Consider the following 14053-nt stretch of genomic DNA (forward strand, 5'->3'; position numbering starts at 1 on the left):
CCCGCCCCCGCCCCCCCCTCCCCCCCCCCCCCCCCCCCCTCCCCCCCCCCCCCCCCCCCCCCCCCCCCCCCCCCCCCCCCCCCCCCCCCCCGGTCCGGGTGGTCAGGCGTCGCGTCGGCGCAGCACCGCGTAGCCGACCAGCAGGGCCAGGGCCGCCCAGCCGGTGAGCAGGACCAGCCCGACCACGGGCGGGTACGGGTCGGTGTCGCCGCGCAGGAAGTGCAGCCCGGCGGCGCCCGGCAGCCCGTCGGCGATCCGCTGGACGAACGTCACGTTGGACAGTCCGAGCGTGGCCGGCACCACGGTCAGGATCAGGAAGACCGAGGTGAGGGTGGCGACCGTGCCCCGCAGCGCCGCCCCGACCCCGAGGGTGAACACACCGACCAGCGCCAGGTACGCCCCGACCCCGAGCACGTCCCCGAGGGTTTCGGCGAGATCGAACCGGCCCCACTCGCCGAGGATCGGGTCGGCGACCACCGCACCGAGCACACCGAGCAGTACGCCCAGCACGAAGGTGACCCCGGCGACGACGGCGGCCTTGGCGAGGATGACGTGACCGCGTGGCGGGGTCCACTGCAGGGTGGCCCGGATGGTGCCGTTGGCGTACTCGGCGGTGATCACCAGCATCGCCATGGCGAGCACGGCGAACTGGGTCAGTTCGAGCGAGTCGATCGCGATCCGCCCGAGCGTGACCACGCCCCGAGCGTCGGTCGGGTCGTCGTCGGTGTTGCTGTTCTGCACGTAGATCGCCAGTTGGGCGGCGGTCGCCGTCATCAGTACGGCGCTGGCCAGCAGCGCCCACCAGACGGAACGGACCGACCAGAGCTTGGTCCACTCGCTGGCCAGCGCACCACCGAGCCCGCCACCGGTGGGTGCGCCGTCGGCGGCCGAGGGGCCGGTACGTCCGGCGGGGTGGACGGTTTCGACGGTGCTCATGCCTGCTCCTGCCGGTCGTGCGGACGGATCCCCCGGACACTGGCCGATAGTGGCTCGGACCGACGGTCGGCGCCGGCTGCCGGGGGTCGACCCGACCCGGTGGCGGGGCCGCTGAATTCGAGGCTGTCGGCGGTCAGTTCCAGGTATGCCTGTTCCAGTGACGCCTCGCGGGTGCTCAGCTCGTGCAGCCGTACGCCGAGTTCGTGGGCCAGGTCGCCGACCACCGCCGCGTCGGTGCCGGTGATCAGCAGCTCGTCGGCACCGACCGCGTCGACGGTGACCGCCCGGCTCGTCAGCCGGTGGCGCAGTGCGGTGAGTCCGGCCGGTTGCGGGCTGCGTACCCGGATGGCCGTGCGTGAGCTGCCCGCGATCACCTCGGCGATCGGCGCGTCGACGATCAGTCGGCCTCTGCCGATGACCACGAGCTGGTCGGCGGTGAGCTGCATCTCGCTCATCAGGTGGCTGGAGACGAAGACCGTACGGCCCTGTGCGGCGAGGCCGCGCATGAGCTGGCGGATCCAGCGCACCCCGTCCGGGTCGAGTCCGTTGACCGGCTCGTCGAACATCAGCACCGCCGGATCACCGAGCAGGGCGCCGGCGATGCCGAGCCGCTGTCCCATGCCGAGGGAGAAGGTGCCGGCCCGTTTGCCGGCGACCCCGGTCAGGCCGACCGTGTCGAGTACCTCGTCGACCCGGCGGGACGGGATGCCGTTGCTGCGGGCCATCGCGAGCAGGTGCGCCCGTGCGCTCCGGCCGGGGTGGACGGCCTTCGCGTCGAGCAGGGCGCCGACGTGGCGCAGCGGGTGCCGCAGGCTCGCGTACGGCCGACCGCCGACCAGCGCGGTGCCGGCGGTGGGCCGGTCCAGGCCGAGGATCATGCGCATGGTGGTGGACTTGCCGGCGCCGTTCGGGCCGAGGAAGCCGGTGACCCGCCCCGGCGCGATGTCCAGGGTCAGGTGGTCGACGGCTGTCGCGGCGCCGAAGCGTTTTGTCAGCCCGGTCAAGGTGATCATGAAGCCTCCCTGGGTTCCCCCGTCGTGATGGATCGACGGTAGGAATCCGGCAGGGTCCGGCGCCGCACCCGTTCGGCACCGGTCGACCCCGACCTTCGTCAGGTCACGCCGACCGGCGCTCCGCCCGGAGCCCGCGCGACCGGGCGCCGACCACGCACTACCGCAGTCGGGAGACGACCAGGGCGTCCGGCATCCGGAAGGAGAGGTTGTCCGGGCACCACGGCGCCCGGTCCACGGTGACGCCGCGCAGCAGCGGTGCGGTCCGCTCCACCACCACCGCGGCCTCCATCCGGGTGAGCTGGGCCCCGACGCAGCGGTGCGCCCCGGCGCCGAAGGCGAGGTGGCGGCGGGAACCGGGCTGGCCGGGCCGGAACTCCTCCGGCTGCGCGACCACCGCCGGGTCCCTACCGGCGCGGGCCAGCCAGAGGACGACGCTGCGCCCGGCCGGTACGTCGACCCCGCCGAGCGTGGTGTCCCGGACGGCCACCCGGCGCCAGGTGACGATCGGCGGCTCCAGCCGCAGCCCCTCCTCGACCACGTCGGCGACCGCGACCGTGCCGTCGGCCAGCCCGCGCAGGACCTCCGGTTCGCCGGTGAGCCGGTGCAGCAGCAGGGTCAGGAACTGCGACGTCGTCTCCTGGCCGGCGACCAGCAGGAAGAACAGGGCGCCGACCACCACGTCCGTCGGGTGGCCGGCGACGCGCAGTTGGGCCGCGAGTCCCGCGCCGGTGGCGGCGAAGTCCCGCAGCACGGTGTGGAAGCGGCCCACGATCTCGGCCAGGGCCCGCTGCCGGTCGGTGTCGACCGGGGCCCAGAACAGTTCGAGTGCGGCCCGGGTGAACTCCTTGACCACCTCGATCCGGGCGTCGGGCAGGTCCACCAGCCGGGCCAGCACCAGCAGCGGCAGGTCGGCGGCGAGGTCGGCGTAGAGGTCGACCCGACGGCCGGCGGCAAGCTCCGCGGCGAGCCGGGCCACCCGGGTACGCACCACGCCGGTCAGCCACTCCTGCTGCTCGGCGACCCGTGACGGGTGCAGCGCGTCGGCGACGATGGACCGGATCGCCGGGTGGCTGTGTCCACTGTTGTTCGCCAGGGTCGGCGGCAGCCGGAAGCCGTACCCGGCGAGGATCCGCAGGGCGGCGATCGGCATCGGGCTCATCGCGTCGAGCGCGTTGTCCGGCCGGTACGTCTGCGGGTCGGCGAGTACCTGGCGGACCAGGGCGTGCCGGGTCACCACCAGGTGGTCGACGTCGACGTGGTCGGCGACGGTGGTGACGTCCGGCCACGGCCGGTCCACCGTCCCCGCCGCCCAGCTGCGGAACAACACGCCGACACGCTACCCAGCGGCACCCGGTCGACCGGGGTCGAGTTCCCAGACCGTGGTGGGCTTCACCCGTACGCTCTCCAGCGCGGGCGGGACCGGCACGTCGTAGCTGGCCAGTTTGGTGAACCGGCCCCGGGGCAGGAACGCCCGGTCCGGGTCGCCGACCAGCACCCGCGCCCCGCTCCGGGCGGCGCGGAGCAGGAACCGCAGCACCCGGTTGGCCATCGCCTGGCTGTAGAAGACGTCCCCGGCGAGGACGAGCCGGGCGTCGCCGGCACCGTCGTCGTCGAGGATGTCGGCGACGGTGACGTCGATCGGTACGTCGTTGGCTCGCGCGTTCAGCGCGATCGCGGCGCCGGCCCGCTCGTCGATCTCGACCGCGCGTACGTGTTCGGCTCCGGCGCGGGCGGCGGCGATGGCGACCAGCCCGGAGCCGGAGGCGAAGTCGAGCACCCGCCGACCGGCCACCTCGTCCGGGTGGTCGAGCAGGTACCGGGCCAGGGCCTGGCCGCCGGCCCAGGCGAAGGCCCAGAACGGCGGCGGCTGTTCACTGCGGAACTCGCCCTCGGTGAGCTGCCACAGGCCGATCGGTTCGTCGGCCTGGTGCAGGTGGACCTCCGGGACGAAGGCGACGGGGGCCAGCCGGGCGTGCAGGCGGACGAACGCCGCCGAGGTTTCGGACACCACCCGGATTGTGCCGGGCCGGTCGTTGCCGGCGTGTCGCGGGGGCTGGGTGACCGGTTCACCACTGTCGGTGAAAGTAGGGGGTTTCATTGGCGCTGGGTGCTGACTTGCGCCCCTTTCCGGCCGCCTGATCCCGTTCTAGCGTTGCGGGGAGTAATCGGATAACCGGGATCAATAGGTGTACGTGAATGGAGGCGTGGTGGCGGTGCGGCAGAACATCGGCCGGCTGGGTGTCGTACTGGCGTGCGTGTGCGGGATGGGCGTGATCGCCACCGGCACACCGGCCGGCGCGGCGCCGGGGTTCGACACCCGGCTCGATTTGCCGGGCCAGTTCACCGCCGGTGGCGACCCGGCGACCATCTCCGCCGTGGTGGGCACCAGCGAGCGCGGCGAGTGCCGCAAGGTGCGCTGGTCCCTGGTGCTGCGGGTGGCCGGACTGCGGCTGGACCAGGTACGGGTGGACCGGGTCGAGGAGAGCGGCTCGTTCCCCGTACAGGTGCGGGCCGACGGTGACGCGGCCCGGATCACCGACACCGAACTCGACCCCGGCGAACTCTGCCGGGACCGGACGGTGACCGCCCGCTACCGGATCGCCTTCGGCGCCGAGGCGGCCGGCGGCCGGGTCACCGTGACCGCCGAGGCGTTCGACGCCCGCTCCCGGCTGCTGGCCAGCGGATCCGCTACCCGTACCGTCGCCGGCAACCGGGCCCGGCCCACCCCGTCGGCCACCCGGTCGACCTCGACGCCGTCGCCGGAGGCGACCGAGCCGACGGAGGAACCGACGGCGGACGAGCCGTCCGACGCGCTGATCCCGGTGCCGACGGACGAGCCGGTGGTGGCCTCCGGCAGCGGCGGCGGCCGCCCCGACCCGGCGGCGGACTCCAGTCGACTGGGTCTGGTCCAGGTCGGCTTCCTCAGCGGTGCGCTGCTGCTCTTCCTCGGCGTCGGGCTGCTGATGCGGGTCCGGCACCGGCTGCTCGGCGCCGTCACCGGCGGCGTCGGCCGGGGCAGCGGCGATGCTGGCTTCGGCCGGGGCAACGGCGGCGCCGGCCGGGCGACCCAGCGGGCCGGGCGGGGCGGCGGCCGGCTCGGCGGGCTGTTCGGGCGCGGCCGTCGTCGCGCCGACACCGGCGCCGACGGCACCATCGACCTGGGTGTCAACGCCGACGCGGGGTACGGCCGACCGGTCTGGCAGACCGACGAGTCCACCGGTCCGGTCTGGCGCCGTACCCCGCGCGGGCGTTCCTGATGTCTCACTGACCCCCGCTGCCGCACCGACCTCCTCCGGTCGGCACCCCGATCGCGGCACCGGGTGCGGGTCCGCCGCCGACCGGAAAGCGGTCGGAGGCGGACCCGCCAACTACCGCTCGAACGCCTGGAACTCCGCGATCCGGACCTGGGTCCGGAACGGGCTGTTCGCGGTGCAGTCGGTCGCGGTGGCCGGGTCGTTGTCCTGCTCACCGGCGTAGAGCGGACCGCCGGTGCACTGGCTGGCGGTCACCTCCAGCCGCAGGTGGGTCGCGGTCGTCTTCGGGATCTCGAACGACCGGATGTTCAGCTCCCGGGTGTACGGGCGGAACGCCCCACCGGGGAACGCGTCCGACCGGCTGGTGTAGACCTTCCGGAAGTTCGCCGCGTCGGTGCAGTCCGCCCGGCGGTCGTCGCAGGCGAGCACGGTGAACGACCGCAGCGCCGACAGGGCGTTCTGGTTGCCCGCGTCCACGTCACCGGCGATCGCCGGACGCAGGTACGCGCTCACGTTCACCCGCCGTACGGTCTGCGCCCGGTCACCGGGCAGGTCCACCGTCACCGCCTTGCCGGCCACCCCGTCCAGCGAGGCCCAGTTGGTGGCCTCGGTGTCGTCGGCGATCCGGTCCAGGTTGACCCCGTCACCGCTGACCACCGCGCCGGCGGTCAGCGAGGCGAGGTTGCGCTCCAGGTCCGGGTCCAGCTTCTCCCGCTCACCGGCCTTGAACTTCTCGGTGAACCGGGTGTGCCCGAAGCCGGGCGCCACGGCCAGGAAGGAGAACTCCTTGCCCGGCACGATCTCGAAGGTGTCCGGCAGCGCGGTGGCCGGGTCGGTGTCCGCGATCGGGACCGCGCGGGCCTCGTACTCGCCGACGTAGAGCCGGACCGGGGCGCTCGCGCTGTCGCCCTTCGGGCGGAGCGTGACGGTGGCGTTGCGGGCGTGCGGCGAGGCGAAGCTCGGCGTCGGGTCGGTGTCGGCGGCGTTGACCGTCGCCGCGTCCCGGCCCATGCCCGACTCGGCGAACGCGTTCCAGATGATGTCCTGGTTGCGGCCACCGAAGCGGAGCACGTCGGCGGCGAGCATGTTGTCCCGCATGTCGAGCATGCTGACCTGGCTGACCGCCTGGAGCAGGTACGAGTCGAAGACGAGCTGCGTCCAGCGCCGGTTGCCCGGGCACTTCTCGACGGCCAGCTTGCCCTCGGCGCAGGCCACCTGGGTCGAGGGGTTGCCGTCGCCGTACCGGTCGACGAAGGCCGAGCGGATCCGGTGGTTGGTGGCGCCCCAGATCTCACCGTCGGCGTGCACCGCCGGGCCGGCGAGCGCGTAGCCGACGTCGGAGTAGTTCAGCGGGCTGCGGCTGAGGTCGTAGTTGCGGATGCCGCTCTCCAGGTTGCCGGTGACGTAACCACCGACGATGTACGGGGTCTTCCCGGCCGGCTTCCAACCGTTCTGGACCAGGTACTCGGTGCCGAGCAGGTCACCCCAGGACTCGCCCATCGCGCCGCCCTGGTGGCCGCCGATGCCGGAGTCCGGTCCACCGATCATGCGGTTGGTGATCGCGTGGGCGTACTCGTGCCCGATCACCGTCATGTCGTAGTCGCCGTCCACGCAGGGCGGGTACGACGTACCGGCGATCGGCTGCCACAGGTACATGTTGGTGCTCGGCGGCAGGCCGTCGCGCGGGGTCGACTGGTTGGCGTTGTTCCGGTTGCCGGTCAGCGCGCCCTGCTGGGCGCGGCCCTGCTCGGCGTCGTTGCCGAGGCCCTCGGCGGTGAGGTTGACCGCCTGGAGGTTCCAGGCGCCCTCGTCGAAGCCGAGCTTGTACGCCCAGTCGTGCATCCGGTTGTGCATCGCGAACAGGTTCGCGGTGGCGGCGTCGATGTCGTTGCGCTGCAACGACGTGAACACCTCCGGGTTGCACTTGGACTGCTTCCACTGGTCGGTGAACGGGTAGTCGTACTCGCGGGTCGGGCTCGGCGTGGCCGGGACGACCGGGGTGCCGGCACCCCAGGAGACGACGTTGTTCGCCGAGTTGCCCCGGGTGGTCAGGGTCGGCTCGCCGGTGGCGAGGTCGACGTCCCAGGCCTGGCCGCTGGCCGCGTCCTGGACCGTCTTCTCGCAGCCGCGGGTCCAGGTGAAGCACCAGGTCACCCGCTCGTCGTGGCGCGGGTTCACCTTGCTCGGCGGGTTGGCCGGGAAGACCGCCCACTGCGGGTTGTCCGAGTCGTAGTCGACCAGGTCCTCCCGGACCAGCACGCTGCGGTCGGTGCCGTCCACGAAGGTGGTGAAGGCGGCCGGCTCGGTGCTCTCCTTGCCGATCAGCGTCACCTCCCAGGCCGCGCGGTTGCCGTCGACCGGGGTCGGTACGGCGACCTTGCGCAGGTCGTGGCCGGCCACCTGGTCGGCGCGCAGGCCGGCGTCGGCCAGCGCGGCGGCGTACGCCTCGTCGGCCGAGATGGTCAGCGGCGTGGGGGCGCTGGTGTCGCGGGTGAGCGAGGAGCTGACGTGGACGACGGTGCCCCGGTCGACCGCGATGCTGATCAGACCGTCGACTGCGGCGGGCAGGTCACCGAAGCGCTGCCGCAGGGTGACGACGGCACCGGTGCCGATCGGTCGGACCAGCAGTTTCTCCATGCCGGCCACGGCCGCCTCGTCCAGGCCGAACAGGTCCCGGTGCGCGACCAGGTACTGCCGGGCGGCGGTTTCCGGGTCGGTGGCGAGACCGGTGGCCAGTCCCGCGTCGACCGGACCGAGCGCGTGCGGGGTGCCGAACGCGTTCCACCGTACGGAGGAGTCGACCCGGTTGGCGAGCGAGCGCTGGTTGCCGCTCGGGCTCGCCGTACCCCGGCGGTTGTCCTTGTCCTTGGCCTCGTGGTTGTGCTCGTCGACGGAGGAGTCCCTCGCCGCCGCCGGGGCGGCCGGCGCCGTCTGGTCGGGGGCGGCGTTGGCGGCGGTGGCGCCGGGAAGGGTGGCCGCGATCACGACGGCCGTGGCGAACGCGGGCATGACCCGCCATCTGTTGCCGAACACTGTCCGCTCCGGTAGACGCAAGGGATCCTCCTTGGACGGGGCTGCGAAAGAGCCGACCGGTCCGGTCGGCTCAAGGGTCTGTTGAGGGTGCATAGGTATAGATACGTGAATACCAGTAGCTACCCGATCTTGGCAAGGGAAGATCACTTTCGGCGGTCCGAATGTGATGCGCCGGTGGGGGGCGAGGCCGATCCGGGTGCCGGATCGGGGCGATCAGCCCAGGGCGAGGTCGAGTTCGCCGCGCAGCCGGGGGGAGAGGCTGCCCGCGTAACTCGCGGTCAGGTGCTCGGCGTCCCGGTAGACCAGCATCCCGCCGATCACCGCCGCACACCGGTCGGCCGGGCAGATCGCGTCGGTGAGGTCGACCAGGTGCACCCCGCTCAGCCCGGCCGCGGCCCGCTCCTGCACCACACCGATCCCGGCCACCGCCGTCTCCCGCTTCACCGCGCACTCGGTCAGCCGCTCGCGGTGCTTCGTCACACAGTCCGGCACGTTCCGACCCGGCTGCGGGGTGCCGCTCAACACGACCGTCGGCAGCTCGGAGCCGGCCAGCTCGGACCAGGTCCGCCGGAAACCCTCGATGAGCGCGTCCCGGCCGGACTCGCCGGACAACACCCGCCCGTCGACGTACGGGCTGTGCGCCGAACTGCTGGTGATCAGCAACTGGGGGCGGTCCGGACCGGTCAGCCGGGCAAGCACCGCCCGGTTCCACTCGGTGCAACTCGGGTACGCCCGCTTCGCCTGCGCCACCGGCGACCGCACCAGCGGACAGCCCGCCTTCGTGTACGTGACTAGCTTCCACTTGTTCGCCCGTGCGATCGGCTGCAACGCCGGCACCCACTGGGCGGCGTGCGAGTCACCGGCGAGCACGACGGTGAAGGCGGACTCCCGGTCGCCGTACACGCAGGAGAGCACCTTGCTCTCCTTGGTCGGCGTCAGGCACCGGTCGTCGTACCCGTCGGGTCGGTCGTCGCGGGCTCGGGCCGGCTCCGGCACGATCGTCGCGACCCGGTCCACCGGCGCCCCGGCCCGGCTGCCGCGTGGCTCCACCCCGAGCACCGCCGCCCCCTCCGGCGCCCCGGCCGATGCGGTGGCGCTCGGCGACGGGCCGGTGCTCGGGCTCGCGCCGACCGGTGACGCGGCGACCCCGGTGGCCGGGTTCGGCGGCGGTGGCGGCCAGACGGTGAGCTGGAAGAGCAGCCCGGCGACGACCGCCGTGGTGGTGCCGAGCAGGCCGAACCGCAGCGCCTGCCCGGCCTGCCAGGGTGCGGCGAAGCCGGGCGTACGCAGCGGCCGCTCCACGTACTGGTGGGTGAGCACCGCCAGCGCGGCGGCGGCGAGCAGCACCACCGCCGCGCCGACCGGGTGCAGGTCCGGGAACCGGGCGTGCGCCAGCACCAGCAGCGGCCAGTGCCAGAGGTAGAGCGGGAGGGCGATCGCGCCGACCGCGCGTACCGGGCGCAGCGACAGCAGCCGCCCCGGCCCGGCGGCACCGGCCCGCGTCCCGGCGGCGATCACCGCCGCCGCACCGCACGTGGGCAGCAGCGCCGCGAAACCGGGGTACGCCGTCGCCTCGTCCAGCAGCAGCGCGGCCAGTCCGATCGCGGCCAGCCCGGCCCAGCCGAGCGCGGCGGCGATCGGCCGGGTCAGCGGTGTGGCCAGCCGGGTCGACGGGGTGAGTAGCCGGTTCAGCGTTCCGGTCGGCCGGTCCAGCGGGCGGGGCGCTGGCGCGGTGTGCGGGGTTCGCGGCTCGGCGGGCGGGTGCCACGGTCGGGTCAGCAGGGCTAGGCCGGCGCCGAGCGCCAGTTCCCAGACACGGGTGGTGGTGACGAAGAAGGCCGCCGTCGGTTCGTCGCGGGCGTACCCGACCGACCAGGCGAACGAGCAGACCGCGACCAACGCCGTGCCGAGCAGCAGCCACCGGCGCGGTGATCCGCCCCGGCGGTGCGCCCAGAGCCCGATCCCCAGCACCAGCGGGGGCCAGAGCAGGTGGAACTGGGCGCCGACGGCGAGCGCCCAGAACTGCTGGGTCGGGCTGGCCCAGGCGTCGGCGGCGAGCTGGTCACCGCCTCCACCGGCGGCCCGCCAGTTCATCACCCACAGGCCGCTGGCGACCACGTCCCAGCCGGTCTGCGCCCAGCGGAAGCGCGGCAGCAGCAGGTAGGCCAGCGGCAGGGTGGCGACCAGCACGACGAGTGCGGCGGGCAGCAGCCGCCGGACCCGGCGACCGTACTGCTCGACCAGTGCGATCTTCCCGGTCCGGCCGAACTCGTCGGCGAGCAGGCCGGTGACCAGGAAGCCGGAGACCACGAAGAAGACGTCCACCCCGACGAAGCCACCGGGTACGACCCACGGCCCGGCATGGCAGAGCAGCACCAGTACGACCGCCAGCCCACGCAGGCCGTCGATGTCGCCGCGCCGGTCGGTGTGACCGGTGGCCCGGCTCCCGGCCCGGCTCGCCAGCTGAGTCATCCCCGCCCACCCCCTGGCGCCAACGCCGTACGGATAGCTAAGTCGTCTATGCCCACTTTCGACTTGATATTAGATGACTGTGGAGATATATCCTGCTGATCCGCGCTGACCCTCAGAGATCGGGCCAGGCGTACGGCTCCAGGTGGTTGTGCTCGCCCCGGAAGAACCAGTCGGCCAGGTCGTCCAGCCGCTCCAGGCAGTCCGTGTAGTACTCCTCCGGCTCGGGGCGGGCAAAGTGCGGATGCGAGGTCCAGTCGCGTACGAAGTGGGACAGGTAGTGGAAGCCCTCGGCCAGCCACCGTTCGAGCCGGTCGTGCTCCGCGTACTGCTCGCACACCGCACGCATGGCCCGCTCCAGACGGGTGAAGGCGACCCGGTCCCACTCCAACTCGACGCGCAGACCGATCAGGAAGCTGCCGTCGTCCGCCCCGAACTCCTGCCGCAGCACCGCCATCGCGTCGTCCACCGGCGGATTCTCCCAGCCGGGTACGACGGCGGCTCAGCGTAGGGTGCCGGCGTACGGGGTGGTGGTCCAGGGCAGGCCGAGGTCGGCGTACGTGGTCATGGTCGTCGCCGCGGCCGTGACCGCCGCGTCGACGCCGTCGATCACCCAGGCCGGGCTACCGGTGTCGTGGCGCTGGCGCAGGTGTACGGCTGCGACCGGGGTCGGTGCCGGCGCGGCCAGGATCGCCTCGACCAGCGCGGTGAAGTCGCGGGTGGCGTCGAGCGGGACGAGCAGCGCGACCGACGGGTCCCGCCGGTGGTCGAGCAGGTTGGCCAGCAGTCTGGTCCGGTCGTCGGCCGCGACCGTGGCGGCGGCGCCGGGGACGGCCGACGATTCCGGGCCGAACAGCAGCCGGTCGGTCGGGTACTCCAGCACCGCCGACCCGTCGGTGCCGTGGACGAGCAGGTCGCCCTCGCGGAACTCGGCGGCGCTGAGCGTGACCGCGACCAGCAGCGGTGGGCCGGCGGAGAACTCGACCCGCAGGCAGGCGGTGTCCTCGACCTCGATCTGCCGGGTGCGGTAGCGCTCCAGCGTGAACCGGGTCGGTACCGCGCCGGGCGCGGCGGCGCGGGCCAGGTCGAGGCCGAGCATCAGGGTGTGCGCGAACGGGTTGACCAGGGCCCCGTCGGCCACCGGTCGGCCGTCGACGACGCGGCGGCCGGCCCACGGGGAGCGGCTGTAGTAGGCGTCGCCGCGGATCCAGGTGCCGGCGGCGGCGATGCCGGTGATCGTCCCGAGCCGGCCGTCGCGGATGGCGTCGCGGAGCCCGGCGAGCGCGTGCGAGCCCTGCGCCTGGAAGCCGACCTGGCAGATCCGGCCGGCGTCGCGCACGGCCCGGCTGAGCCGGTCGTGGTCGGCGAGGCTGGTCACCGGAGGTTTCTCCAGCAGCAGGTCGGCGCCGGCCGCGACCGTGTCGAGGGCGATCGGCAGGTGGGTGTGCGGCGGGGTGCTGACCACCACGATGTCCGGACCGGTGGCGGCCAGCATCGCGCGGTGGTCGGTGTGTACGGCGACCGCCGGTCCCTCCGGTGCGGACAGTGGCCGGGTGTCGCAGAGGGCGACCAGCCGGACCCGGCCGGCCCGTTCCAGGGCGGCGATGGCCTCCCGGTGCCGGGCGCCGTAGCCGGTCACACCGATCAGGGCCACGGTGGGTGGTGTGGGCTCGGACATGGCGGCGAGGCTACCGACAAAATATGTAACGATTCAACCCGTGTCGGTGGAACCGCCCGCTGGCCCGGGTAACAGAGCCGACGTCGACTGGTAACCGTCCCTTGACAAGAAGGTGGGGCGGTCCTAGCGTCCGGACTGGTTAAACCGTTTCATAAAAACCCAGCCGCCCGTGCCGGGCAAGCGCTTACCCACCGCTCCACGCGCCCCCAGCGAAGGAGAACCCCATGCTCAGAACCCGTCGGACCCATCGCGCCGTACGGGCCGCCGCAGTCGCCGTGTCGGCGCTGCTCGCCCTGCCGCTGGCAGCCTGTGGCGGCGGTGACGACGCGGCCGACGACGGACCCGTCACCCTCCAGTTCACCTGGTGGGGCAATGACGCGCGGGCGAAGGTGACCGAGGAGGCCATCGACCTGTTCGAGGCGAAGTACCCGGACATCAAGGTGCAGACCTCGTTCGGCGCCTTCGACGCGTACTTCCAGAAGCTGTCCACCCAGATCGCCGGCGGCGACGCCCCGGACGTGGTCCAGATGGACCGCGCCTACCTGCGCGAGTACGCCGACCGCAACGCCCTGCTCGACCTGGAGAAGTACATCAGGGACGGCACCCTCTCCGTCGGCGACCTGACCCCCACGCTGCTGCCCGCCGGCAAGGTCGGCGACGCGACGTACGCCGTCCCGATCGCGCAGAACACCCAAGGGATCATCTACGACCCGGCGCTCTGGAGCCAGGCCGGCGTGGCCGCCCCCACCGCCACCTGGACCTGGAACGATCTGCTCGCCGCCGGTCAGAAGCTGAGCCAGGCGGGCGGCGGCAAGGTCGCCGGCTTCGGCGACTTCGGCTTCGCCATCGACTGGTTCGACATCTGGTTGCAGCAGCGCGGCAAGAAGATCTACACCGACGACGGAAAGCTCGGCTTCGACGAGGCCGACCTGACCCGGTTCTGGACCATGACCGGTGAGTTCCGCAGGGCCGGTGCGCTCGCCCCGGCCGAGCTGACCACCCAGATGGACGGTTCGGTGCAGAACTCCTCGCTGATCAAGAAGGGCGTGACGGCGGAGGTCAACTACGACTCCAGCTTCAGCCCCATGATCGCCGCGTACGGCGCCCCGCTGGCGATCGCGCCGATGCCCAGCGACACCGACAAGCGCGGCATGATCGCCTCGATGGCCATGGCGTACAGCGTGGCCGAGCGCAGCGAGCACCCGAAGCAGGCGGCCATGCTGATCGACTTCCTGATCAACGACGAGGCGGCCGGCAAGGTCCTCGCGGTCTCCCGGGGCATGCCGGCGAACGCCAAGGTACGCGACGCGCTCGCGCCGACCCTGGCCGCGAACGACAAGCTGGTCTACGAGTTCGAGAGCTCGGTGACCGCCCAGCTCCTGCCCACCCCGCCGGCCCAGCCCAAGGGCGGCGGCGCGGTCAAGGCGGAGTTCCAGCGGGTCTACGACGAGGTCATCTTCGGCCGGATCCAGCCGCAGGAGGGCGCCAAGCGCCTGATCAGTGAGGCGGAGAGCCAGCTCGGCTGAATCTGAGCGCACGAGCCCGGGGGGGGGGGGGGGGGGGTTGGGGGGGGGGGGGGAGGGGGAGCCCCAGAAGGGGGGGGGGGGGGGGGGGGGGGGGGGGGGGGGGGGGGGGGGGTTTTTTTTTTTGGTTTTGTTGGTGCCCCACCA

The 14053-nt window shown here is 73.0% G+C and carries 10 protein-coding genes; 2 read left to right on the top strand and 8 right to left on the bottom strand.

From position 1 onward, the window contains the following. Positions 1-102: 102 nt before the first annotated feature. From ACZ6QQ_RS07335 to ACZ6QQ_RS07350, 4 genes are all read right to left on the bottom strand, one after another. Positions 103-936 (bottom strand): ABC transporter permease, encoded by an 834-nt coding sequence (locus ACZ6QQ_RS07335; protein WP_465874969.1) that lies wholly within the window; start codon positions 934-936, stop codon positions 103-105. Continuing rightward, positions 933-1949: an ATP-binding cassette domain-containing protein gene (locus tag ACZ6QQ_RS07340; protein WP_465874970.1), complete on the bottom strand. Its 1017-nt coding sequence runs from the start codon at positions 1947-1949 to the stop codon at positions 933-935. Before ACZ6QQ_RS07340 ends, ACZ6QQ_RS07335 begins: the two co-directional genes overlap by 4 nt. 157 nt (positions 1950-2106) lie before the next feature. Beyond that, positions 2107-3276 (bottom strand): cytochrome P450, encoded by a 1170-nt coding sequence (locus ACZ6QQ_RS07345; RefSeq protein ID WP_465874971.1) that lies wholly within the window; start codon positions 3274-3276, stop codon positions 2107-2109. Between the two features lie 9 nt (positions 3277-3285). Beyond that, positions 3286-3957, bottom strand: a complete 672-nt coding sequence (locus tag ACZ6QQ_RS07350) for a class I SAM-dependent methyltransferase (protein ID WP_465874972.1) — start codon at positions 3955-3957, stop codon at positions 3286-3288. Positions 3958-4135: 178 nt separating this feature from the next. On the opposite strand from ACZ6QQ_RS07350, the gene ACZ6QQ_RS07355 reads away from it, so the two are divergent. Next, positions 4136-5206, top strand: a complete 1071-nt coding sequence (locus ACZ6QQ_RS07355; protein ID WP_465874973.1) for a hypothetical protein — start codon at positions 4136-4138, stop codon at positions 5204-5206. Between the two features lie 111 nt (positions 5207-5317). Here ACZ6QQ_RS07355 and ACZ6QQ_RS07360 read toward each other — a convergent pair whose 3' ends face one another. The 4 genes from ACZ6QQ_RS07360 to ACZ6QQ_RS07375 all read right to left on the bottom strand — a co-directional run bounded on the left by ACZ6QQ_RS07360 (position 5318) and on the right by ACZ6QQ_RS07375 (position 12383). Next, positions 5318-8257 (bottom strand): M36 family metallopeptidase, encoded by a 2940-nt coding sequence (locus ACZ6QQ_RS07360; RefSeq protein ID WP_465874974.1) that lies wholly within the window; start codon positions 8255-8257, stop codon positions 5318-5320. A 192-nt stretch (positions 8258-8449) separates the two neighbouring features. After that, positions 8450-10708 carry an acyltransferase family protein gene (locus tag ACZ6QQ_RS07365; RefSeq protein WP_465874975.1) on the bottom strand — a complete coding sequence of 753 codons (2259 nt, stop codon included), beginning with the start codon at positions 10706-10708 and terminating at the stop codon, positions 8450-8452. Positions 10709-10820: 112 nt separating this feature from the next. Then, the gene (locus tag ACZ6QQ_RS07370; RefSeq protein WP_465874976.1) at positions 10821-11174 is read right to left on the bottom strand and encodes a hypothetical protein; all 354 of its coding nucleotides are present in this window, start codon (positions 11172-11174) and stop codon (positions 10821-10823) included. Between the two features lie 33 nt (positions 11175-11207). Further along, entirely contained in the window at positions 11208-12383 is a 1176-nt protein-coding gene (locus ACZ6QQ_RS07375; protein WP_465874977.1) for a Gfo/Idh/MocA family protein, read from the bottom strand. Positions 12384-12607: 224 nt separating this feature from the next. Between ACZ6QQ_RS07375 and ACZ6QQ_RS07380 the strand changes: the two genes are divergently transcribed. Further along, positions 12608-13909, top strand: coding sequence for an ABC transporter substrate-binding protein (locus ACZ6QQ_RS07380; RefSeq protein WP_465874978.1), 1302 nt, complete (start codon positions 12608-12610; stop codon positions 13907-13909). The last annotated feature ends 144 nt before the right edge of the window (positions 13910-14053 follow it).

The organism is Micromonospora sp. NPDC049529, assembly GCF_055586685.1.